Source organism: Ensifer sp. Root127, assembly GCF_001425225.1.
GTDB classification, from domain to species: Bacteria; Pseudomonadota; Alphaproteobacteria; order Rhizobiales; family Rhizobiaceae; genus Ensifer; species Ensifer canadensis.
Window position 1 is genome coordinate 48,455 of the sequence record NZ_LMDX01000017.1, and the last position, 21,519, is coordinate 69,973.

Here is a 21,519-nt window from a genome sequence, read left to right on the forward strand (position 1 = left end):
TTCAGCGCGGGGCAGCGGAGAGGCCCTTCAAAGCCCGGATGCCTTGGTGAGATTGATCCGGAAGCGGTCGCGGCGGCGCTGATATTTGCGGGTCATTTCCCTGCTGGCACGGCCGAGCCCGAGGAGGCAGGCCCGGCGCGCGGCGAATGACCTGAGTGTTTGAGCGCGCTCCCTCCGAGGTGCGCACGAACACCGGCGGCAAGCGCGGCCGTGTTGACGACGCGGGCGACGTGCCTGTCGCTGAGGCAGTCTGGTACCGCGTCTTTCCCGTTCGACGCCGCGGTCGGAGCGGCGCCATGCGCCTGCCCAGAGCCTGGCCCCTCAGGGCGCGTTCGGCCGCGGTGTTCGTCCAGCAGATCCGGCCGTCCTCGGCGAAACGAGCGAAGTCGCTCCAGCGCTTGAGCATGTCGTCGATGGACGAAGCAGCAGTCTCCTTTGTAAGTTGCAGGTGACTCCCATATTTGCGCCCGATTTGAGGCCGAGTTGTATACGGCGACGATAGGCTCATGAGCGCAGGACGGGAATGGCGGTGGACTTCAGCGAGCTTCTGGATGCGTTGGAATTCGTGAGTTCCGTCGGAAGCGGCGAAAACACGGCTTATCTGTGCAAGGAGACCGGCAAGATCTACTGGCATTCGGGCTGGGCGGACGATGTCGAAGAACTGCCTCACGACGTCGAGGACGGCGAGAAATACGTCCCAATTCCGGAGAAGAGGGAACTCGATCTCGGCAAGCCGCTGGTGCTGAAGTTCGCGCGCCACCACCTGCCCGACGATTACGATAAGGTTTGCGGGATGTTTAGCCGGGCGGGTGCCTATGTCCGCTTCAAGGACCTGTTGGAGCACAGGCACGCCATCGATCGGTGGTACGCCTTCGAGCAAAAAGCCACGGAAGACGCGTTGAGGACCTGGTGCGAGGACAACCACATCGAGGTCAGCGGCTGACGTTGAGGCATCAAGTGACTGGTTTCAGGATCGTCTGATGACTGGCTCGCAAGGAACCGTGGACGGTTGAAATTCTTAGCAACAATTCGGTCGACCGATGCCGCTCAAAGCCAATGGAGATATGACAATTCCCCGTTTGAAATCCGGAAGCAAAAGCCACAACCGTGATGGCGAATGGATCCCCAGATGCCTGCTTCCGCGAGCACACGGACCGCCTGCCTGTCGAAGATGTCGATACCCTTGCCGGCCATGAGGCATCGGCGGGCTCTCGCGACTGGATGCAATTGAGCCTTTCGGCGCGGCTTGCCAAGCTCTATCGCATGGTCGCAGGCGCGGCCGGCAAGAGTGTCCTTGCCGATGCCGCGCCGTCTTCCGGCTCGCTATTTCCCGAGCTGCCGTGGGCTTCCTTGCTGCCGCAGAGCAATCCGATTGCCGTCGGGATCCAGGGCAGTCGCCCGCACGCCATAGGCGTAGTCCTCGGGCTCAGGCTCGACGAACTTGATGCCGCGCGCCTTGAGCTCGGCGAAGTCCTTCCGAAGGTCGTCCGTTTGAAGAAAGATCGTGCCCATTTTGTCCTCCTCGGAAGCCGCGCGGCCTCCTGTGCCGGGCCAAAGCAGGATCGGCCATCCCTGACCCTTGTAGCTCATCACCAGGAATCGGCCCTCGGGCCCGGGATTATCGGCCACCTTCTCGAAGCCGAAGTTACTCGTGTAGAAGTCGAGCGCCTCTTTTTGATCTGACACGAACAAGGCGGCGAACATGATTTTGCTGAACATTGTTATACCTCTCTGCTCGGTGCGAGCACCGGCGTTTGAATGAGACGACGCCACCGCCGGAACCGATCGCTGTCACATCCGCCAGGTTTCGTTCGTCATGCCCATGACGGAGCCAACGAAGGAAATGTGACCGATGGAAGCAAAAAAGATCTCACTGGAACAGTTCGAGACCAATCGCCCCCACCTGCGCGCAGTGGCCTGCCGCATGCTCGGTTCGTTGAACGAGGCGGAGGACGCGGTGCAGGAAACGTGGCTGCGCCTGTCCCAGACGGAGGCAGGGGACATCTCGAACCTGGGCGGTTGGCTAACCACCGTCACAGCCCGAATCTGCCTCGATATTCTGCGATCACGCAAGGCGCGGCGTGAGGAACCGCTCGACAAAATCGAATCCGATCCTATCGCCACACGCGAAGCTGGCAAAAGTCCGGAGGATCAAATATCCGCAGCGGATTCGGTTGGCCTAGCTCTGTTTGTGGTACTCGAAAAACTTGCTCCCGCTGAGCGGCTGGCGTTCGTGCTGCACGATGTATTTGCCGTACCGTACGGTGAGATCGCTCCCATTGTCGGCCGTTCCACGGAGGCAACACGCCAGCTCGCAAGCCGTGCCCGCCGCCGCGTGCAAGGTTCGCCCATTGCGTCCAACGCCAATCGCGCCAGGCAGCGGAGTGTCGTCGAAGCCTTTCTCGCCGCCGCGCAAAACGGCGACTTCGATGCACTTGTTTCAGTGCTCGATCCGGACGTCGCTTTCCGGGCTGACAACGAAGCTATCCGTCAGGGTTCAGTTCCTGAGATCCGCGGCGCAATGGCGGTGGCAGAGGCTTTCAAAGGTCGCGCGCGCAGCGCATTGCCGGTGCTTGTGAATAGAGGCTTTGGTCTCGTCATAGCTCCCAACGAACGCCAGCGCATCGTGCTCCGTCTCTCGTGCAAGAATGAAAGAATCAATGCGATTTGGGCGATCGCGGATCCGGAGAGCCTCGCACGGCTCGACCTGGCACTGCTGCCGGATTGAAGCGGCTGCTAGCGTCCCGCCGCCCTCGTCCGGGGGAGATCGCGCATTATCGAAGGGCCCTGTGAAGAGCTACCGGATGAACTGGATTTCGGTATCATACACCCGCATACCGAAGACGTGTCGCTGACACGGATGGCATCTGGATCGCTAGAGGCGATCTGCGTATGAACGGATGCGCGTGAGGATCTCTTTCAGGTTGGGCCTGCCGTGATAATAAAGCGGCGCGGTCCGTTCATAAGCGCTTTCGTAGAGCGCGAATATCCCGGGGTCGGGAAGGCTGAACGCGGGATTGTTGGAGATATCCGGATTGTCGAGTTTCGGAAAACGCCGGGTCTTATGGGCTAGGTAGTCGTCCGCGCCGATGAAGGCTTGCACGTCCGGTTGGTCCAGCAGGCAGTAGACGTCGTAATAGTGCCGCAGGAAATTGACGGGGAACTGTCCGGTTTCCTGCTGTTTGCGATATTTGGTGGAAATGGTCTGGAGCTTCTCCACCAAGGTGTAGCCGAGTTCATAGCAGGGTACGGCCAGCGATGACGCGAAATCGTAAGCCCAGGAACTGATGTCCTTGTCGATGTTGGGGGCAACCGTATCGAATCCGGCCTCGAGCAGCACGCCGTCTTTGAGTACCGATTTCGTGCCGGTCGTCTCGGGATAATAGAGGCGGATGCCTCCGCTGCGATAGCTTCGTTGTCGAATTCCAGATCGCGCTCGATGCTTTGAATGCCGTTGATCGTTATCGTCGTAGCCAGCCAGTCATAGAATGCCCTGCGGCTTTCCCGGTGGGCGGGCTTATCGTGATTGGGGCCGATTTTGACATTCATCGCTTCCGGAGGTTCGATGCGGATATCGATATCCTCCGAGAAGCGGTTGATGATCCGGTATCCTTTGGAGAGGGATGTGCCTCCTTTCAGCTCGAACGCCATGCCTAGCTGCTGCAGGCCATACAGGCAGTACATGATCCAGTAGTCTTTCTCGACCAGCACGAGCTGCACCTTCATCTCCACGGCGACGATGCGCAGCAGGGATGCGAAATCCTTGTGGTTATGCAGGAAATCAGCCGGCATGCGTATCGGCTGCGAGTCCGTTGAAGAACTTCCGTGTGCGCACCATGCCGTACGCCTTGGCGGCACGGTTGAGGGCGCTGCGGTTTCCCTCTAGCGCACGCTCCTTCACGCGGGCCAGCACCTGTTCACGGTCCTCGGCCAGATGGTCGAGATTATTGACCAGGTCGACCAGCAAAAACTCTTTGGTCAGGGTTTTGGGGAACGCCGGTTTCTTGCGGAATTCGAACTCTCGCCCGCCGAGCGTGAAGTTGCCGTGGCGCTTATGGTTGTAGACGACGGTCTTGTTATAGAGCTGCGTCGCTCCGACTCCCAGGCTGTTATAGGCATTGGGCGAAGTGACGAGATAACGGTCGTCCTTTAGGAAAGCCTCGACGAGGGCATTATCTTCGGCCGGGGCCTTCCCGAACGCCGTCTCTTTCGGCCGGTGATACATGCCGGTCGATAGCTTGGTCAGATATCCTTCAGCAAGGAGCTGCTGCAAGTGCCGATCGACCGATGACGACCATTGAGCGAGGTCCTCCCGCCGGTAAACCTTGCCGGATCGCAGATGTCTCTTGAGTTCCTGTAACTTCGTCATGTCCATAGCTCCTGCTCTCACCATACCGAAATATGAAGGTGAATGCAATTTTTTCCAAATGTCATGCAAAAACCAATAGTAAATGGATGTTCATCCGGCTGTATACATTACGTTTTATGAGAATCTGCACACCTGCTAACAAAAATACTCTGTCTGGATCTTTTGGGAATCACAAACCGGCATACCACAGAAACCTGGTTACGGAAAAACCGTGAATCCCGGCACTTGCTGCCCCTCGGGAAGATTATGAACCACGGCCACCACATGCCTGGCGCGCGTTTGCGGTTCGAGCTTCTTTGATATATTAGCTCCCTGAGCCACGCGACCATTTCGCGCGTGGGGTAGATGATCACCCGATCGAACCCAGGGTCTTTGGACCGTCCGAATGTAAGCGTCTGCGGGTCGCTCGATGCGGCCTTAACGCCGGAGTGCCAGCGCAGCTGCACCGGACGGCATGTTTCAAGATAGCGGGGCAGGTCCTTCGGGCGCACGATATAAAGTCCGGCATCGGCCTGTACCGGCTGCCGGCAGACCGCGCAATCACACGCACCCGCCGCTGCGATGGCGGGATATAGCTTGGAAGAAATTTCACAGAGGGCGGCGCTGTTTCGGTGTGACGTGGCCAAGCTGGTCACATCACGCGATCTGTTTGGGCAGGTTTTCGCGAATAAATTCGGCAATATTGCTTGAGGAAGGACTTTGACGGGTAGGGCGAGACGACCTGCTTGCCGCGAAGTACGCTTGGTCAAAGAAGGTAAATACTGGTTCCCACGACTTTGACGATGACCGAGCTGACGACGAAGATAATGGGGACGGGGAGGAAGACACGCACCCTGAAATGCTGGACTTCCTTTTCACAGAGGTGGTCTTAAATCGTTTCTCCACGGATCGTTCTCGGCCCGCCTAACAGGAACGGGCCGAGTAATCCAACTTAGAGAACGCTGACGTTCTCGGCTTTGGACTTTCCGGTCTTGCGGTCCTGCCCTAACTCGTAGCTGACCTTCTGGCCATCTTGGAGCGAGCCACCGAAGCCGACGGCCGAGATATGAACGAACACATCAGGACCGCCATTGTCCGGAGTGATGAAACCAAAACCTTTGTCTTGGGCGAAGAATTTTACCGTGCCAGTTGCCATAGTGTCCTCCTTGACTGCTTAGCGCTGGCCAACGCTTTAGCGATCATTGCTGAGCTCGGCAAGGTTGCTACACCGGTGGACGTGAGCCTCGCTGCGACTGCGCATAGGCGGGGCGACGCCCCCTCCTTGCCGCAATCACGCCGTTCCGACGGGCGCGCCATACGGCAGTTTCCACACTCTTTCCTGATTTTCTTTGGCTAAGTGGGAAGATCAGGATTGGGGCGAAGGGAGCCGTTCTTCACGAGCCCCCCGTGCACGGCCTGTTGGCCGGGCAAGTGAGGGGAGGAATGGTCCGTCGTTGCCAGGATGGCGACCCATGGGGAGGCCGGCATCAGGCGCTTGGCGGCTTTGGCATTTCGGCGGCTTTGCTCGAGAACTTCTAGAACAAGGCCGTCTTGATCCACGGCACGCCAGGGAAAGCGATGGCGGTGATAGAGGGGTGACGGATCGTCATAACCCGTCATCGCACAACGAGTTGCAAGTTCCGTTAACTTTACGATGCCTTCATCAGAGCGATCGCCAGAGTCGCCTAAGGTGAGCTGACATGTCGTCGACGATGGGCACGGCCGCCAGCACTAGGAGAATGGCCGCCAGAAACAGTGTCGTAGCAAAGCCGAAGTGCTTGAAACCCACCGCCCCGATGATGCCACCGGTGAAGAATAATGTGACGAGGACCGCCAGCAGCTTCAGCTTCTGACGATCCGCTCGCACGAACGGCTTCTCCGAGTTTTCCCGTGATGCGTTCCAGTAGAACAGTTTGCCAAGCTCGATACCGATGTCTGTGACCATCCCGGTGACATGCGTCGTCCGAATTCTGGCTTCCGACAGTTTGGTTATGATGGCGTTCTGCAAGCCCATGATGAAGCACAACAGCATGACGGTCATCGGCACAAACAACCCTGCATGACGCGCAAGGTGACCACCGAGCAGACCAAAGCAAATCAGCAGGACAGCTTCCAAACCGAGTGGAAACGCGTACTCGCTCTGCAGATGCTGACGCCGGCCCCAATTGACCAGAACCGCAGAACAAGCAGCGCCGGCGACGAATGACAGCACAGCGCCAAATCCGGAAAGCACCAGCACGACATCGCCGAGGGCTATATTGTCGGCCATGGATGACACGATGCCGGACATGTGGGACGTGTACTGCTGGACCGCAAGAAAGCCGCCGGCATTGGCCGCTCCTGCAATAAAAGTCAGAAAAAGTGCGAGGTGCCGATTGGCCTCTTCGTCTCGCTCTTTTCCGGTCAGCCGGCGCAGATAGACAATCATGAGCGAACGCTGCCGTTCAACGCCAACACACGCAAAGAAGAGAAGAAGAGGTGCGAGGATAGCCTCATCATTAGATTCCGAAACCTAGAGAAAGAGAAACAGGACAATGATGGATGTGAACGCCGAGTGCTGGTGGACCGTTTGATCTAGTTCAGCCTGCCCAAGGGCGCCTCTGCATGCCGGAACCGGACGCCCCGTCCGCAGCCGTTGCTATGCGTATGTTCGCCAAGCAGTTCGATGCCGGCGCGGTTGAGCGCTTCGATGACTTTCATCAGGCTATCGACGATGCCTCGCACGTTGCCTTGACTAGCTTCCATTCGTTGGATCGTTGGCAGGGAGACCCCAGCCATCTCGGCCATGGTTTTCTGGTCGATATCGAGGAGTGCGCGGGCGGCACGAAGTTGGGCGGCGGTGATCAACGAGGCGTCCGTGTTTGCATATGAGGAATGGGATTAATAGCATTATTATTGATGTAAAAAGCATCAAAATAAAACAATAAAATGTTGATCGACACTTGGCATGAATGACGTCGGCGATTACTGTTGCCCGTATGACCCAACGCTACAAAGCCTTTAGGGAACTGGACGGGACATGGACCGTCGTCGACGCTCGCACTGAGCGGCCCGCCGAAATGGGCAGCCGCACCGTCATCGGTATGAATCAGCAGGACGCTGAGGAGTTTGCCGAACTCTATAGTAGGCTGGATGCACAGAAGCAGGAAACAAGTCACGAACGTTAAAGACAGCAACGGCACGCCGCTCAGTGACGGTGACTCGGTCACGCGCATCAAGGACCTGAAGGTGAAGAGCACCTCCATCACCCTTAAGCGGGGAACGTTGATCTAGAACATCACCCTCACCGGCAATGAGGAGGAGATCGAGTGCCGGGCAGAGAAGGTGAAGAATCTGGTGCTGCGGACAGAATTCCTGAAGAAAGCCTGAACTGACGCCGCGCGCCAGCGCAATGAGCACAAACGGACTCCCTCTCATGCCGAGAGGTCTCGTCCATGTGCCGTGGCGACCATCGCTTCAGTCTCCCTCTACATTCCCAACATGACGAAGACCAGCATTGCAACGGGCACGGCGACGCATAGCGTCAGCAGTGCGTCTGCGCTAACATTTCGCCAGTACTGGGTTCTCGTATTTATATGAGAGGATCTCATCGTCTAGCCCTCCATTCCATTCGCTGTATTTTACTGCGATTTCGAATGGAAATCCTTGAGATTTGCATGATGCCCAGATTGTCGGTGAAGCAAGGTAGGCACTACATATTTTGCGGGCGGAAAAGCCGCTTCCATTCTTTTGGGAAGCGCTGAGGGCGGCCGTATTGATCAACGAGTGCGCATTCAATCTGCGCATTGACCAGAATTTTGCCGCTTCGCGTGATCGTCTGTACCACAAACACCCTGGCCCCAGAAATATCGGCGGTCTTTGTTTCTATGGTCAGCGTATCGTCCAATCGTGCCGGCTGCCGGTACTCAATTTCCAGTCGCCGGATGATCCAAACGACGCCATCACCTTGTTTTCGTTCGGTAAGGTTAGCGCGGTGTGCGCCCACTAGCCGCAGATACTCGATCCGCCCGCGCTCAAGGAACTCCAGATAACGTGCGTGATAAACAGAGCCAGACAAATCCGTGTCTGCATAATAGACGCGTGCTTCAAGCAAATGACCTGTCGCGGTTAGTGCTCCGGCGAGCGTAGCAGTTTCACCGGTCGCCAAACCGTCTAGCTCCTCCATTTCGTTAGTTACCGACGGCATCAAAATCCCTCATCGCGGCATATGGGTACCAACAGAACATGTCATGCCAATGCTTATCATCGATGGCCAAGCGGTCGATGCTGCACCGGCACGGCAACATTTTGTGTCGATCGTCTCCGCCTTCAGAAATCTCTTCGTTCCGTCCCATTCCATACGCTCAGCATTTGCCATCCATGTTCACCGCCAACGCGCCGTGCCGCAATGAAAAGCCGTGACCACAAGTTCCGCTTGAAATTCGCTCGTAACGCTTTCACGCCGAGATACATCAAGCAAGCTGACAACACGGCTGCGTTCTATTCCGCGATATCTGTGTGATCCCACTTCGTGAAACGAATTAACCCTTCCCTATCATGCGGATCGCGAGACCCTCGCCGGCTGCGCCAGAATTCTTGTTCCTCTTTCTCCGTTACGAAGTCCTCGGGTTCCGGAGGGAATGGTTCGTCATTCTCCGGATAGCCGGCCTCAAAGAAACTCTCGACCTCTAGGTACGCGTGAGCTGCAGGTCTGAGCTCGACATCCAAGATATGCACTGCGACTACCCCGGAATATTCCGAAATTGGTTCAGCATATGAGTAGGTCGCCCAAGGGAAAAGCTTGGTCATGATCTCATGGAGACTAGGCGCGCGCAGATGGTAGTCGATTGTTGCAACCAGCTCCTGCTCTTCGTCCTCGCCGATGTAAATGCGAAGATTGCGGAACGACAGGTTCTGGTTCAGCCATTCGTCCCACACAAAAAACGTCGTCTGATCCTGCATCTCCTCCATAAGGGCACGGTCGAGTGCAAAAGCAGAGCGTATCAATGACTCTGGATCCGAGGATATGGCCTCATCGAAAGAAAGCCTGGCAGAGGCATCCAGCACGTTCGTCGCTGGAATGATAATCGACCATCCCGTTCCGGTTGCCTGACAAAGCTGTTCTTCAACCCGCCACCACAGCACAAGACCAGTTTCGCGGGTGACGATGACCACGCAAACCGGCAACGAATGTTTGGTCCAGTATTCCAAGTGCTTGTTTTCCCCGTGATAGATATAGTCGCCGTCACTCGTCTTGAACCAAGACTGCCCCAACCTGATTTGCAGCGCTATAAACCTTCCTGTCGGGTTGCCGGCGTTTAGGATTTCCGCTTGCGCATCGACGCCGATATCCGGCTCGTATCGTTTGCGGAAAAACCACCTTGGATCACCACGGAAAACTTTTTCGACCGCGTCTATACCTTGGCACGCAGTAAAATCTTCCTCAGAGATATGAGGCCTGTTCTTGCGCGACCGACGTGATGCAGGTGGTGGATTGATCCGGTGTCGAACAGCCGCAAGGGCTGTCTTTGCAACGGCGACGAACCGAGCGCTTATTGCGATAAGTCTAGCCTGGAAACGTCCAACCATTGAAGATTGCCTTCACGAAGCGCGGGTTCCCAAAGTCACATGCTCGAGCAGTGCGAGCAAACCATTGAGGATGTCTGCCGGTGATGGCGGGCAGCCTGGAATATGGAGATCGACCGGTATGACGGCCGAAACCCCGCCCACGACAGCGTAGCTACCCGCAAAACAGCCGCCGTCGCGCGCGCAGCCGCCGAGCGCGACAACCCATTTTGGACCGGGCGTGGCGTTATATGTCCGTTCCAAAGCCTCTCGCATGTTCTTCGTCACCGGCCCGGTAACCATGAGCACGTCGGCATGCCGCGGCGAGGCAACAAAGCGGATCCCGAAGCGCTCAATATCGTAGAAAGCATTGCTGAGTGCGTGCATCTCCAGTTCGCAGCCGTTACAGGAACCGGCATCGACGGCGCGGATCGACAGGCTGCGGCCGAGATGCCGGCGGGCAGCGTTGTCGACAGCCGAGGCAAGTTCCTCCACCGCGGCATCCGAACGGGACGGAGCGCGTTCGGTCAGGGGCATACGGATCAGGCTTTCGAAGAGGAGCTTGCGCATGTTGGCCTGCCTTTAGAGATCGTGACCGGAATAGGAGCAGTTGAACGATTTGTTGCAGAGAGGAAAATCGGCGACGATATTGTCCTCGATCGCGGCTTCCAGAAGCGGCCATTGGAACCAGGACGGATCGCGCAGATGGCATCGGTCGATTCTGCCGTTTTCGGCGAGGCGCAGCCAGACCAGCACATCGCCACGAAAACTTTCAACGAGCGCCATGCCTTCCCGTTTCTCACCAATGTCCGGAATATCGATGCATACCGGACCAGCCGGCAGTTGATCCAGGATCTGCGCGATCAGCGACAGGCACTGTTCAACCTCGCGGATGCGGATCCAGATCCGGGCATTGACATCGCCTTCGTTCAGGACCGGGATCTCAAAGTGGAGGCTGTTATAGGGCGGGTAGCCAAGAGCGCGCCGGGCGTCGAAACCGCGCCCGGAGGCCCGTCCGACATAGCCGCCAGCACCGTACTGGTGCGCAAGTTCCGACCTGAGCACACCGGTGCCGACGGTCCGGTCCTGAAGCGAGGCGGTATTGTCGTAGAGTTCGACCAATGCCGGGAACGTCCGCCCGATCTCGGTGGCCACAGCCTGCAGAGCAGCCGCTCCCTCATGATCCAGATCGGCAGTGACGCCGCCGGGCTTGATGCGGTCGCGCATCAGGCGATGGCCAAACGCGGTGTCGGCAGCACGCAGCACGCGCTCGCGCAGCACGCCGCAATGCGTATGCATGAGTGGAAAGGCGGCGTCGTTGCAGATGGCGCCGATATCGCCGACATGGTTGGCGAGCCGTTCGAACTCCGCCATCAGCGCGCGCAGCCATATGGCGCGCGGTGGCACCTCGAGCTGTAGGGCGGCCTCGATCGCCCGCGAAAAGGCGTAAGCATAGGCGACCGTGCTGTCGCCGGACGTTCGTCCGGCAAGTTGCACCGCGCGGTCCAGGCTTGCTCCAGCCATGAGCGCCTCGATCCCCTTGTGGACATATCCGAGCCGCTCTTCGAGACGGACGATCGTCTCGCCGTTGGCCGTGAAGCGGAAATGCCCGGGCTCGATGATGCCGGCATGTACCGGGCCGACAGGAATCTGGTGCAGGCTGTCACCTTCTGCACGCAGGAACGCGTAGGGAGCGGTTTCGGGTGGAGGGGGCAGGCGGTCGCCCAGGGGAAACCGCAGGCCCCAGCGGCCGTGATCGGGCCATGGGCGCGGATCGGGCAAATCCTGCGGGACCAGCCCGACCAAATCGTGGATGGCGCGCTCTGGACGGAGGGCCGGTGGATGGTATTGCGCGACAGAGGGATATCCGCCTTCCAGTCCTTCCAAAGTGATGACGCCGATCATGCCCGTTGGTTCTTCGAGCAGGGCCATGTGAACCGCATCGGCCTCGCCCCAAAGCCCAAGCAGGGTCCAGTGGCCCTCCGCAAGGGACACAGTTGCCGATGTCCAGACCATTGGATCGACAATCGTCCGCGGCCAGGGGCGATGGTGTTGAACCGGACGGCCTTCCAGAATGAGATCGGCCAGGGCTTGCATCGAACGGCTCTCCCTATCATCGAAGAAGGGTGGCTATATGCTGGAACCAGGCGACCAGCGGCGGCGGCAGGTAAATGCCTGCGCCCAGTACGAGCGCCAGGTGGGAGTACATCGGTATGTAGGAAGCCTCGGCTGGTGCCGTGCTGCCGCGCGGCTGTCCGAAGGCAACCCCGGTGAGCCGCAGCAACAACGCGCCAAAGGCGATCAGAAGGCCGAAGACGAGCGGAATGGCAAGTAAGGGCTGCCGGGCGAAGGTGGAGCTCACGACCAGGAACTCGCTCATGAAAATCCCCAGCGGCGGCAGGCCGGCAATGGCAACGACGCCGATCACCAGGCCCCAACCGAGCCCCGGATGCGTTTCGGTGAGGCCGCGGATGCTGGAAAGCCTTTGCGTTCCCTTGATCTGCGCAATGTGGCCGACGGCAAAGAAGATCGCCGATTTGGTGAGCGAGTGCATGACCATGTGCAGCAGTCCGGCAAAATTGGCGATCGGCCCGCCCATGCCGAAGGCAAAGACGATGATGCCCATGTGCTCGATGGAGGAATAGGCGAACAGGCGTTTGATGTCACGGCGGCGGTAGAGCATGAACGCGGCGAAGACGAGTGATATGAGCCCCATCGTCATCATCAACGGCCCAGGGGCGATCGCCTCGGGACTGGCGGCAAGCAGGATCTTGAAGCGCAGGACGGCATAGAGCGCGACATTCAGCAGGAGGCCCGAGAGCACCGCCGAGATCGGTGTCGGCCCCTCGGCGTGCGCGTCGGGCAGCCAGGCATGCAAGGGCGCAAGCCCGACCTTGGTGCCATAGCCGAGCAGCAGAAACACGAAGGCGACATTGAGGAGAGCCGGGTCGAAGGCGGCAGCGTGCGTAATCAGGAGGGTCCAGACCATCGCATCATAGCCTTCGCCGACGACAGGCTGTGCGGCCATATAGACGAGGATGGTGCCGAACAGCGCAAACGCGATGCCGACGCTTCCCAGAATGAAATATTTCCACGCGGCTTCGAGCGCTTCATGCGTGCGGTAGATGCCGACCATCAGCACGGTGGTCAGCGTCGCAAGCTCGACGGCGACCCACATCAGGCCGATATTGTTCGACACGAATGCGAGATTCATGCCGAACATCATGATCTGATACATGGCGTGGTAGAAGCGAAGGTTTGCGGGCGTCAGCCGGCCGGTTTCCAGTTCATGTGCGATGTAGCTGGCGCTGAAGATGCTGGTGGTGAAACCGACGAAGGCGTTGAGGACGATGAAGACGATGTTGAGATCGTCGACGAGGAGATACAGTCCCGGTATCGGCCTTGCGGTCACGAGCAGCGAAAGTGCGGCAAGCAGGGTCAGCAGGCTCGCGACGACGTTCAGCCGAGCCGTCAGCCGATAGCCGGGCAGGAGCGCCAGCAGGGCAGCGGCGGCGACCGGTATCAGGAGAACGGCGGTGACTGCATCGAAAGCCAAGAGGGGGAAGAGAGCGTTCATTTCCGCCTTCTCCCCTTGAAATCATCGAGCGCACGAACATCGACGGTGTCAAACCTCTCGCGGATGCGAAACAGGAAAACGCCGATCACAATGAAGGCGATCAAGATCGAGAAGGCGACGCTGATCTCGACGACCAGTGGCATGCCCTTTGCGCCGGTCGCGGCGAGCACGAGCCCGTTCTCGAGCGACATGAACCCGACGACCTGGCTGACGGCGTTGCGGCGCGTGACCATCACCAGGAGCCCGAGAAGCAGAACCGACAGCGCGAAGGCAAGATCTTCGCGCGCCAATGGATTGGCTTCAGGCGTGACGCGCAGCATGACCACCATCGCCAGTGCGACAAGTCCGATACCGGCCAGCATCGTCGGGCCGATACCGACGACGGTCTCGATCTCACGGTGGATGCCGAGTTGCCGGATCATGCGGTGGAGCGCCACAGGAATGATGACGGCCTTGAAGACGAGCGCAATCGCTGCCGTCACATAGAGATGCGGAGCATCCTGGACGAAAGCCTGCCAGGCCACCGACAGCGTCAGCACCAGCGAATGCAGCGCAAAGACGTTGAGCAGCGCATAAAGGCGATCCTGATACAGCATCATCATGCTGACCAGGACCAGGCCACCGGCAAGCATATGCGCAATATCGAAAACAAGGCCGCTCATCACAGGCTCCTCGAGACGAACAGCAGGAGGGTGGCGAGCAGGCCAAGCATCAGTGCCGCACCGAGGAACTCTGGCACCCGGAAGATCCTCATCTTGGCGGTGGCGGTTTCGAACAGGGCAAGCAGCGTGCCGCCGACCGCAAGCTTGGCGAGGTAGGCGAGCAGGCCGACCAGGTAGACGGCGGGACCGGCCTCCAGGACCGCAAGTTTCCAGGGGACGAACATGCAGGCGATCAGGGAGATGTAGAGCAGCAGCTTGAGAGAGGCGGCCAGTTCGATCATCGCGAGATGGCGCCCGGAATATTCAAGTACCATGGCCTCATGCACCATGGTGAGTTCGAGGTGTGTCGCCGGGTTGTCGACCGGGATGCGGGCATTCTCGGCAATCGCCACCATGATCAGAGCGATCAGGGCGATCCCGAGCGAAACGCGCAACCCCACCTGCGGAGAGGTCATGAAGGCGGCGATGGTGGAAAGCTGGGTCGAGCCCGCGACAAGGGCAAGCGTAAAGATGATGAGCAGCATTGCAGGCTCGGCAAGTGTCGCGATCATCACCTCGCGGCTCGATCCGAGGCCGCCGAAGCTGGTGCCGACATCCATGCCGGCAAGTGCCAGAAAGAAGCGCCCGCTGCCAAGCAGGGCAATGATGGCGATCAGGTCTGCGGTCCAGCTGAACATAAGTCCCGTAGCGAACGTGGGGATGATCGCCGCCGCAACCCAGGTGACGGCGAAAATCACATAAGGGGTCACCCGGAACAGCCAGGACGCATTCTCTGCCAGTACCACTTCCTTGCGCAGAAGCCGCAAGATGTCGCGGTAGGGCTGGATAACGGGCGGCCCCTGCCTGCGCAGCAATCGCGCCTTGACCTTGCGGATGAAACCGGTCAGCAGCGGTGCCAGCAACACGACCGTTACCATCTGGACTGCCTGGACGAGGAGGGCGGAGATCACGACCATAGCGCCAGCACCAGGAGCAGGACGACGAGCGCCAGGAAGACCAGGCTTAGATAGCGCCTGATGGTGAGAAATTGCAGGTGATTGAGCTTTTCTGCGATAAATCCGACGGCGCCGGCGATCGGTACGTAAAGCCCGTCCCAGATCAGATCACGTGATACGACGGCAAGACGCGCCGGCCGCAGATCGCCTGGCGCCGGCATGTCGACCCGTTCGCGGGCTTGGAACGCGAGCGTCCCGAAAACCCGCCTGATGGGCTGGGCGAAGCTGCCGGCGGTATATTGCGTTGCAGGGTCGGCCTCGGGAAAGCCGCAGTCCCAGGCGGGGGCCCGCCGCAGAGCCCGCGAGGCGAAGCGGTGGACGAGATAGGCCGTAAGCGACGCCGAGAATGCGGTGAACAGGAAAACGAGCAGGCCATTATAGGAACTGCGGGTCTCAGTGATTGGTACGATCGAAAGCCATGGGACCCCCATCTGCACCGGCATTCGGGCACCGACCAGAGAGAGCGTCACCGTTGCGAGACGGTCCATGACGATCGCAGGCAGAATGCCAGCGAGAAGGCACAATGCAGCCAGCACCAACATGGCGGCAAGCGAGAGGCGGTCGACCTCCCGTGCTTGCCCGGCGACGAGCGTACGTGGGCGCCCAAGGAAGGTCACGCCGAATGCCTTGACGAAACAGGCAGCTGCGAGCGCTGCCGACAATGCCAGCAAGCCACCGATAGCCGGTATGATGATCTTGAGCCCCCATTGCGGCAGATCGGGGCTTTGAAGGATGGCCTGGAAGGCCAGCCATTCCGAAACAAAACCGTTGAGCGGCGGCAGAGCCGAGATTGCCATACAGCCGACAAGAAACGCAAAACTGGTGAACGGCATGCGATGGATGAGACCGCCCAGTTTCTCCATGTCCCGTTCGCCGGTCGCCACCAGCACGGCGCCGGCGCCGAAGAAGAGCAGGCTCTTGAAGAACGAGTGGTTGAGAACGTGGAACAGGGCAGCGGTGAGCGCCAATGCCGCCGCCAATCCCATGCCATTCGCGGCAAAGGCGAGTGCAAGCCCGAGGCTGACGAAGATAACGCCGATATTCTCGATGGTGCTGTAGGCAAGTAGGCGCTTGAGATCTTTCTCCATCAGCGCGTGCAGGATGCCCAGGACCGCGGTCGCGCCGCCGAAGATTAGCACGACAGCGCTTGACCAGGCCGTCGGTGTGCCGAGCAGGTCGAAGACAACCCGGATGAAGCCGTAGACGGCGACCTTGGTCATGACACCGCTCATGAGTGCCGAAACGTGGCTCGGCGCGGCCGGATGTGCCAGCGGCAACCAGACATGCAATGGCACGAGCCCTGCCTTGGAGCCGGCGCCGAGCAACAGGAGAACGAGCACGATACCGGCTGTAGACGACGTGTGCTCGGTAGCGCGCATAACGGCGAAATCGTAACTGCCTTCGGGACCGGCAAGCAGGCCGAATGCGAGGAGCAGGGCCAGCGTGCCGAAGCTCGCCATGACGATATAGAGGTAACCTGCGTTCCGGTTGCCGGCGGCCCGATGGTGCGCCATCACCAATGCCCACGAAGCCAGCGACATGAATTCCCACGAAAGCAGGAAGGTAAAGGCATCGTCCGCCAGAACCACGAGGTTCATGCCAGCGAGAAAGGCTGGGAAAAACGGCAGCACCCGTTGCGGCGCATGTTCGCGACGGCCGTAGCCGAGGCCATAGAGACTGGCGAGGGCGCCCCCGAGATCGACGACCACAAGGAAGAAGGCGGCAAGCGCGTCGAGCCGGAAATGGGCTCCCAACCAAGGCAACCCGAGGGGGAGAGTGAGCGTCGATGCCGAGGTGGGAGAGACAGCCGCAGCAAGTTGGATGAGCGCGGTCGTAAAGGCGATACACGAAACAACAAGGCTTGCGCCGTAGATCACCTGTGTCGCCCGGTCGGACCGCGCAGCCAGGATCGCCAGGATCGCCGTTCCCAAAAAAGCCGTCGCACATAGCAGCATGACGACCGCCGGCGTCATGAGCGCGCCCTCGGTCCACGCACTGTTCCCGGTAGTTTGGAGGGTTTCCGCGGCAAGGGCTTGACGTTGGCGTTTGCTTTCAGCCGCACCCCGCGTCCGCTACCTTCGCTGACCGCTCCCTCGTTGATCACCTCTATGCCAGCGGCATCCAAGGCTGCAAGCAGCCGCATCAGCGTATCTACATTGCCGCGAACGACATGCGCGCTTGCTTCCATGCGCTGGATGGTCGGCACCGAAACCCCGGCCAAGTCGGCCAGATGGCGCTGGTCGATGCCGAGAAGGGCCCTGGCGGCCCGTAACTGAGCGGCAGTAATCACGATTCAACCATCGCTTATGTTACTCAGGCTCTGATGTTTGAAGCTTACGGCCTCCTTATTGATGTTTCAAATTAATATTGCGAGGTCACGAAGATCACGCGCGCCCGGCGCACCGCAAAAGCAATGAATGTAAGCTCAATTGTCCCGCCCATCGGACCGTCCCACGAGCGTCAGCCAGTGCTGCCAGCGTTGTCATTCATCGTAGTCTCCATCCTTTAGTGATGGCTAAGATGCCGAATGTCGCGCCGACTTTGTTTGCGCTGGATCAATTGGGGCAAATTTACCGCGACAATGAAGATTGGGCGCAGCCAGCCCGCTCCCAGGCGAAATAGCTCCAGTCGAGAAGAGAAAAACAGCACTGGCAAAACAAGGAGCGACAGCAAACGCCTTGATCCTGGTCAATGCAGCTCGGCGTCCAAAGAATATGGTGTTCCTATGATACGATCTTCTTTCCAGTTCTCGGATCGATCCGATGCAGGACGTCAATTGGCGGCCAGCCTGGCCGACCTCGACCTGATCCACCCCGTCATTTACGCGCTTCCTCGCGGCGGCGTGCCGGTCGCACTAGAAATCGCGCGTGCGCTGCACGCACCTCTAGATCTTATTCTCGTGCGCAAGATCGGTGTGCCCGGAGCACCCGAGGTGGCGCTTGGTGCTATTGTGGACGGTGCAAGCCCTGCGACCGTCATCAACGAGGACATTCGCAGGCTGATCGGGGCCGACGACATCTATCTGGAGCGCGCAAAACTGCGCGAACTTGCCGAACTCGAGCGCCGCCGCACGCTATACCTCGGTAATCGCGCGCCAGTGGATCCGACCGGACACACTGCCATCATTGTCGATGACGGTCTCGCCACCGGGGCCACGGCAAAGGCAGCGCTCATCGCGGCTAAAACGCGAGGAGCTGTCAACGTCATCCTCGCCATTCCGGTCGCACCCGAAGAAACGCTCGCCGAGATGCGTCAGCACGCCGACGTTGTGGTGTGCCTTCTTCCTTCCAAGAACTTCCAGGGAGTGGGATCATTCTACCAGGACTTTCACCAGCTAACTGATGAAGAAACGATCGGACTGCTGCGTCAGGGATGGGCTGAGTTTGATCAAGCTGCCACGAGCCCCATGAAGCGCCAGATATCGGTACCACCGCTCGGCCTGCTTGGTGATCTAAGCGTGCCAGCGGACCCGCGAGGCATCATCCTGTTCGCCCACGGTAGCGGTTCAAGCCGCCTTAGTCCGCGAAACACTGCGGTCGCCGACAGGCTGAACGCCGAGGGTTTTGCCACTCTTCTTCTCGATTTGCTGACTGCGGACGAGGCCGAAGATCGCCGGAACGTCTTCGATATACCTTTGCTCGCGGAGCGCCTGCTCGAAGCTGCGATCTGGATCGGAGCCGAGCCAGATATTGCAGACTTGCCACTGGGTCTGTTCGGCGCAAGCACTGGCGCCGGCGCGGCAATGCTGGCGGCCGCCGAACTGCGCGACCGCGTAGCAGCGGTGGTGTCACGCGGTGGCCGCCCCGATCTTGCAGGACCACGACTGGCCGAGGTTGAGGCGCCGACTCTGTTTATCGTCGGCGGCGACGACCGGCAGGTTCTTGAACTGAACCGCAAGGCACTGGCCGTCTTAAGATGTGACAAACTGCTGAGAATCGTTCCCAACGCCACACATCTGTTTGAGGAGACTGGCGCATTGGCGACCGTGACCGACATGGCCAGCGTCTGGTTCGCGCATTATCTGACGCTGCCGGCATCCGGACGAATGCCTGCGCCAGCGCGGACGCCGCCAGCACAGCATATCCCGACGGTGGCCATCATACGGGCGGCCGCCGAGCCGCTACCCTCGCTGGATGACCCAGATTTCGCCACTGCCTTCGACCGATTTGCCAATGCCCGTGTCGTGTTGCTTGGTGAAGCGTCTCACGGCACGTCGGAATTCTACCGGGCGCGCGCCGCCATTACGCGCCGGTTGATCGAGCAGCATGGTTTCACCATTGTTGCGGTCGAGGCTGATTGGCCTGACGCCGCTACGATAGACCGCCATGTGCGGCGCAGACCGCATCAGCCGACGAATTCAACGCCATTTTCCCGGTTCCCGACCTGGATGTGGCGCAACAAGGATGTTGATGCCTTCGTCAGCTTCCTGCGCAATCACAACGCAACAAAATTGCCCAACGATAAGGTCGGTTTCTACGGCCTCGATCTCTACAACATGACGGCGTCGATCGCCGCGGTGCTCGCCTACCTCGATCGCGTCGATCCAGAGGCCGCGGCGGTGGCCCGCGCGCGCTACGCTTGCCTGTCGCCATGGTCGCGAGAGCCAGCAGCTTACGGCCGCGCATCGCTGACCGAGGGCTACGCATTATGCGAACGGCCTGTGACACGCATTCTCGTCGACCTCTTGCAGAAGGAACTCCACTACGCAGAAAAGGATGGCGCGGAGTTCTTTGACGCTATGGAGAATGCCCACCTTGTGGCCGATGCGGAACGCTACTATCGAGCCATGTACTACGGTGCCCATGAGTCCTGGAACCAGCGTGACCAGCATATGTTCAATACGCTACAAAATATCCTCGCCTGGGCAGGTTCAAGGGCGAAGGCGGTGGTCTGGGCACACAACTCCCACGTCGGGGATGCTCGTTCACAGATATGGGGATGGAGCGAAACGAGCTGAACATTGGCCAGTTGTGCAGACAGGCCTATGGAGAAGATACCGCCCTGATAGGCTTTGGCACGCATACTGGTACCGTCGCCGCAGCTTCGGAATGGGACGCGCCAATGGAGATAAAGACGGTGCGCCCGTCGCGCTCCGACAGTTACGAGGCTCTATGCCATGAGGTCGGCACTGACCGCTTCCTGCTCGACCTTCGCGCTGGGCGGCACGACGACCTTCGCCGTGCCATGGCTGACCCACGCCTTGAACGTTACATAGGGGTTGTCTATCGGCCGGAGACAGAGCGCTGGAGCCACTACAGTTACGCATCACTGCCCGATCAGTACGATGCTTTCGTATGGTTCGACAAGACTAGCGCCGTGATCCCCTTGCCGACGCAAGTGGCCGCCGGGGAGGATGAAACCTATCCTTTCGGCCTGTAATGTCATTCAAATTGACCAAAAATATGAAATGGGTCTGGCCCCTAAACTTGATTACCGTGAGTTTGATGTTTTCGCCATTGCTCTTGCTCGGGATTAATTGAAAGCATTCTGACGCGTTCGATCGCCGTGAGTACCGCAATCTCGGCGCCCGCGTCGCGGGCGGAGTCCACCGCCTTTTTGAAGCAAACCGATTGATCAAGATCGAGCATGTAATTCCCATCGCACGGCCTCAATAAGCGCGCATAAAACCGCCTCGATGGCGAGCTGTGCCTCAAAAGAAATGCCGGTCTTCGATGCACGATCCGCAAGCTTACCTCGGTACCACGGCGAAAAGGTTCCGCCGATTTGCAAAGAGGAAGGGCATACTCATGAATGCTCCCGCGGTTGCGCCGTGGATGGTCAAAGGGAAGTCGGGCGGCGGTCGAATCTCCCTGTAAACGAACCATCAAGGGTGAGAGGCTGCACTCGCGGCCTCTCTCCCAGATCCCTACGCGCCCCCCGCATCGCGGTAAGCGGGACGCGCAACCAGTTGCAACAGAACGCAGGCAATTCCACTCCTTAAATTAGGGAACAAACGCAGTATGCGCCTGTGGCGCTTGTCTCTCGCGCGATGCAGACGGCGTGCCCGCCCCGACGGCGTTACGACTTATCCCGTTCTCAGCGTGAGTATCGTCACCACTTCCGCCTGCAAATCTAGGCAGATCTGACGGTACTCATGTATCAAGTCCTCACGTCTCGTCATCTCTCGCTCGAGATGTCGAGTGTCGTCGATGCCAATGCGTAGGCCTCGAAATGGATGCGATGGTCCATTGCACCCCGCAATTGCTCGCGATGGCCTGGCAGCACCATGTCCAGTCGAGCACGCCCCAGTTCCAACAAGCTCATGCGCCCTCCAATGCCGCGCGGCCCGCGCAGGGTTAGTAATTCCGTGCTAACGGCGCGATGGTCCGGCTACGGCACGTCAAGAATATTAGCAGCCGTGCTGTTGATCCCGCGCCGGATGTTCGACCCCCT

19 protein-coding genes and 9 pseudogenes are annotated in these 21,519 nt (G+C 59.2%); 6 read left to right on the forward strand and 22 right to left on the reverse strand.

Going from position 1 to position 21,519, the window contains the following annotated elements; translation table 11 throughout:
• Positions 1-27: 27 nt before the first annotated feature.
• Positions 28-260, reverse strand: a pseudogene (locus tag ASD03_RS40575) (integrase); the annotation flags it as partial.
• Between the two features lie 38 nt (positions 261-298).
• A pseudogene (locus tag ASD03_RS40580) lies at positions 299-634 on the reverse strand (transposase); the annotation flags it as partial.
• Between ASD03_RS40580 and ASD03_RS19050 the strand changes: the two are divergent.
• Positions 524-943, forward strand: coding sequence for a UPF0158 family protein (locus tag ASD03_RS19050; protein ID WP_057215011.1), 420 nt, complete (start codon positions 524-526; stop codon positions 941-943). The pseudogene ASD03_RS40580 and the gene ASD03_RS19050 overlap by 111 nt on opposite strands.
• Before the next feature lie 380 nt (positions 944-1,323).
• On the opposite strand, the gene ASD03_RS19055 is transcribed toward ASD03_RS19050, so the two are convergent.
• On the reverse strand, positions 1,324-1,719 hold the full coding sequence (locus ASD03_RS19055; RefSeq protein WP_057215014.1) for a VOC family protein: 396 nt from the start codon (positions 1,717-1,719) through the stop codon (positions 1,324-1,326).
• A 133-nt stretch (positions 1,720-1,852) separates the two neighbouring features.
• On the opposite strand from ASD03_RS19055, the gene ASD03_RS19060 reads away from it, so the two are divergent.
• Entirely contained in the window at positions 1,853-2,728 is an 876-nt protein-coding gene (locus tag ASD03_RS19060) for a sigma-70 family RNA polymerase sigma factor (protein WP_057215018.1), read from the forward strand.
• 147 nt (positions 2,729-2,875) lie between these two features.
• Here the strand turns inward: ASD03_RS19060 and ASD03_RS19065 are convergent, their stop codons facing one another.
• The 8 genes and pseudogenes from ASD03_RS19065 to ASD03_RS39720 form a co-directional block, all read right to left on the reverse strand.
• Positions 2,876-3,481 (reverse strand): nucleotidyl transferase AbiEii/AbiGii toxin family protein, encoded by a 606-nt coding sequence (locus tag ASD03_RS19065; RefSeq protein WP_348523273.1) that lies wholly within the window; start codon positions 3,479-3,481, stop codon positions 2,876-2,878.
• 50 nt (positions 3,482-3,531) lie between these two features.
• Positions 3,532-3,792 (reverse strand): annotated as a pseudogene (locus tag ASD03_RS41305) (nucleotidyl transferase AbiEii/AbiGii toxin family protein); the annotation flags it as partial.
• Complete coding sequence (locus tag ASD03_RS19070; RefSeq protein ID WP_057215322.1) at positions 3,782-4,369, reverse strand: DUF6088 family protein; 588 nt, start codon at positions 4,367-4,369, stop codon at positions 3,782-3,784. The pseudogene ASD03_RS41305 and the gene ASD03_RS19070, both read right to left, overlap by 11 nt.
• Positions 4,370-5,300: 931 nt before the next feature.
• A complete protein-coding gene (locus ASD03_RS19075; protein ID WP_025430944.1) occupies positions 5,301-5,504 on the reverse strand; it encodes a cold-shock protein in 204 nt (67 codons plus the stop codon).
• A gap of 329 nt (positions 5,505-5,833) precedes the next feature.
• Positions 5,834-5,923 (reverse strand): annotated as a pseudogene (locus ASD03_RS40585) (IS6 family transposase); the annotation flags it as partial.
• A 124-nt stretch (positions 5,924-6,047) separates the two neighbouring features.
• Positions 6,048-6,776: pseudogene (locus tag ASD03_RS19080) on the reverse strand (YoaK family protein); the annotation flags it as partial.
• 146 nt (positions 6,777-6,922) lie between these two features.
• Positions 6,923-7,195 (reverse strand): helix-turn-helix domain-containing protein, encoded by a 273-nt coding sequence (locus ASD03_RS19085; RefSeq protein ID WP_057215025.1) that lies wholly within the window; start codon positions 7,193-7,195, stop codon positions 6,923-6,925.
• On the reverse strand, positions 7,192-7,587 hold the full coding sequence (locus tag ASD03_RS39720; protein ID WP_162250512.1) for a hypothetical protein: 396 nt from the start codon (positions 7,585-7,587) through the stop codon (positions 7,192-7,194). The genes ASD03_RS19085 and ASD03_RS39720 overlap by 4 nt, the downstream gene beginning before the upstream one ends.
• Here ASD03_RS39720 and ASD03_RS37870 point away from each other — a divergent pair.
• A pseudogene (locus ASD03_RS37870) lies at positions 7,481-7,717 on the forward strand (alkylphosphonate utilization protein). The gene ASD03_RS39720 and the pseudogene ASD03_RS37870 sit on opposite strands and share 107 nt — an antisense overlap.
• Before the next feature lie 322 nt (positions 7,718-8,039).
• On the opposite strand, the gene ASD03_RS19095 reads toward ASD03_RS37870, so the two are convergent.
• Positions 8,040-8,534 (reverse strand): YbgC/FadM family acyl-CoA thioesterase, encoded by a 495-nt coding sequence (locus ASD03_RS19095; RefSeq protein ID WP_234908033.1) that lies wholly within the window; start codon positions 8,532-8,534, stop codon positions 8,040-8,042.
• Positions 8,535-8,628: 94 nt separating this feature from the next.
• On the opposite strand from ASD03_RS19095, the pseudogene ASD03_RS40590 reads away from it, so the two are divergent.
• Positions 8,629-8,739: pseudogene (locus tag ASD03_RS40590) on the forward strand (IS6 family transposase); the annotation flags it as partial.
• A gap of 88 nt (positions 8,740-8,827) precedes the next feature.
• On the opposite strand, the gene ASD03_RS19100 reads toward ASD03_RS40590, so the two are convergent.
• From ASD03_RS19100 to ASD03_RS19135, 8 genes are read right to left on the reverse strand one after another with little or no spacing between them, the layout of a single operon-like run.
• Entirely contained in the window at positions 8,828-9,916 is a 1,089-nt protein-coding gene (locus ASD03_RS19100; RefSeq protein WP_057215031.1) for a DUF4365 domain-containing protein, read from the reverse strand.
• A gap of 12 nt (positions 9,917-9,928) precedes the next feature.
• A complete protein-coding gene (locus tag ASD03_RS19105; RefSeq protein ID WP_057215034.1) occupies positions 9,929-10,462 on the reverse strand; it encodes an NADH-quinone oxidoreductase subunit B family protein in 534 nt (177 codons plus the stop codon).
• A 12-nt stretch (positions 10,463-10,474) separates the two neighbouring features.
• Positions 10,475-11,989, reverse strand: a complete 1,515-nt coding sequence (locus tag ASD03_RS19110) for a hydrogenase expression protein HypE (RefSeq protein WP_057215037.1) — start codon at positions 11,987-11,989, stop codon at positions 10,475-10,477.
• 16 nt (positions 11,990-12,005) lie between these two features.
• A complete protein-coding gene (locus ASD03_RS19115; RefSeq protein WP_057215040.1) occupies positions 12,006-13,469 on the reverse strand; it encodes a hydrogenase 4 subunit F in 1,464 nt (487 codons plus the stop codon).
• The gene (locus tag ASD03_RS19120; RefSeq protein WP_057215043.1) at positions 13,466-14,131 is read right to left on the reverse strand and encodes a hypothetical protein; all 666 of its coding nucleotides are present in this window, start codon (positions 14,129-14,131) and stop codon (positions 13,466-13,468) included. The genes ASD03_RS19115 and ASD03_RS19120 overlap by 4 nt, the downstream gene beginning before the upstream one ends.
• A complete protein-coding gene (locus ASD03_RS19125) occupies positions 14,131-15,087 on the reverse strand; it encodes an NADH-quinone oxidoreductase subunit H (protein ID WP_057215046.1) in 957 nt (318 codons plus the stop codon). The genes ASD03_RS19120 and ASD03_RS19125 overlap by 1 nt, the downstream gene beginning before the upstream one ends.
• Positions 15,078-17,099, reverse strand: coding sequence for a hydrogenase 4 subunit B (gene hyfB / locus ASD03_RS19130; RefSeq protein ID WP_057215050.1), 2,022 nt, complete (start codon positions 17,097-17,099; stop codon positions 15,078-15,080). The genes ASD03_RS19125 and hyfB overlap by 10 nt, the downstream gene beginning before the upstream one ends.
• Positions 17,096-17,416 (reverse strand): helix-turn-helix transcriptional regulator, encoded by a 321-nt coding sequence (locus ASD03_RS19135; RefSeq protein ID WP_057215054.1) that lies wholly within the window; start codon positions 17,414-17,416, stop codon positions 17,096-17,098. The genes hyfB and ASD03_RS19135 overlap by 4 nt, the downstream gene beginning before the upstream one ends.
• Before the next feature lie 435 nt (positions 17,417-17,851).
• Between ASD03_RS19135 and ASD03_RS40595 the strand changes: the two are divergent.
• Together ASD03_RS40595 and ASD03_RS40600 are read left to right on the forward strand one after the other, a co-directional pair.
• A pseudogene (locus ASD03_RS40595) lies at positions 17,852-18,373 on the forward strand (phosphoribosyltransferase family protein); the annotation flags it as partial.
• A gap of 849 nt (positions 18,374-19,222) precedes the next feature.
• Positions 19,223-20,505, forward strand: a pseudogene (locus ASD03_RS40600) (erythromycin esterase family protein); the annotation flags it as partial.
• Positions 20,506-20,546: 41 nt separating this feature from the next.
• On the opposite strand, the gene ASD03_RS39065 reads toward ASD03_RS40600, so the two are convergent.
• Both ASD03_RS39065 and ASD03_RS39070 read right to left on the reverse strand, forming a co-directional pair.
• Positions 20,547-20,714: a hypothetical protein gene (locus ASD03_RS39065; RefSeq protein ID WP_156407992.1), complete on the reverse strand. Its 168-nt coding sequence runs from the start codon at positions 20,712-20,714 to the stop codon at positions 20,547-20,549.
• A gap of 529 nt (positions 20,715-21,243) precedes the next feature.
• Complete coding sequence (locus ASD03_RS39070) at positions 21,244-21,390, reverse strand: hypothetical protein (protein WP_156407993.1); 147 nt, start codon at positions 21,388-21,390, stop codon at positions 21,244-21,246.
• Positions 21,391-21,519 lie beyond the last annotated feature (129 nt).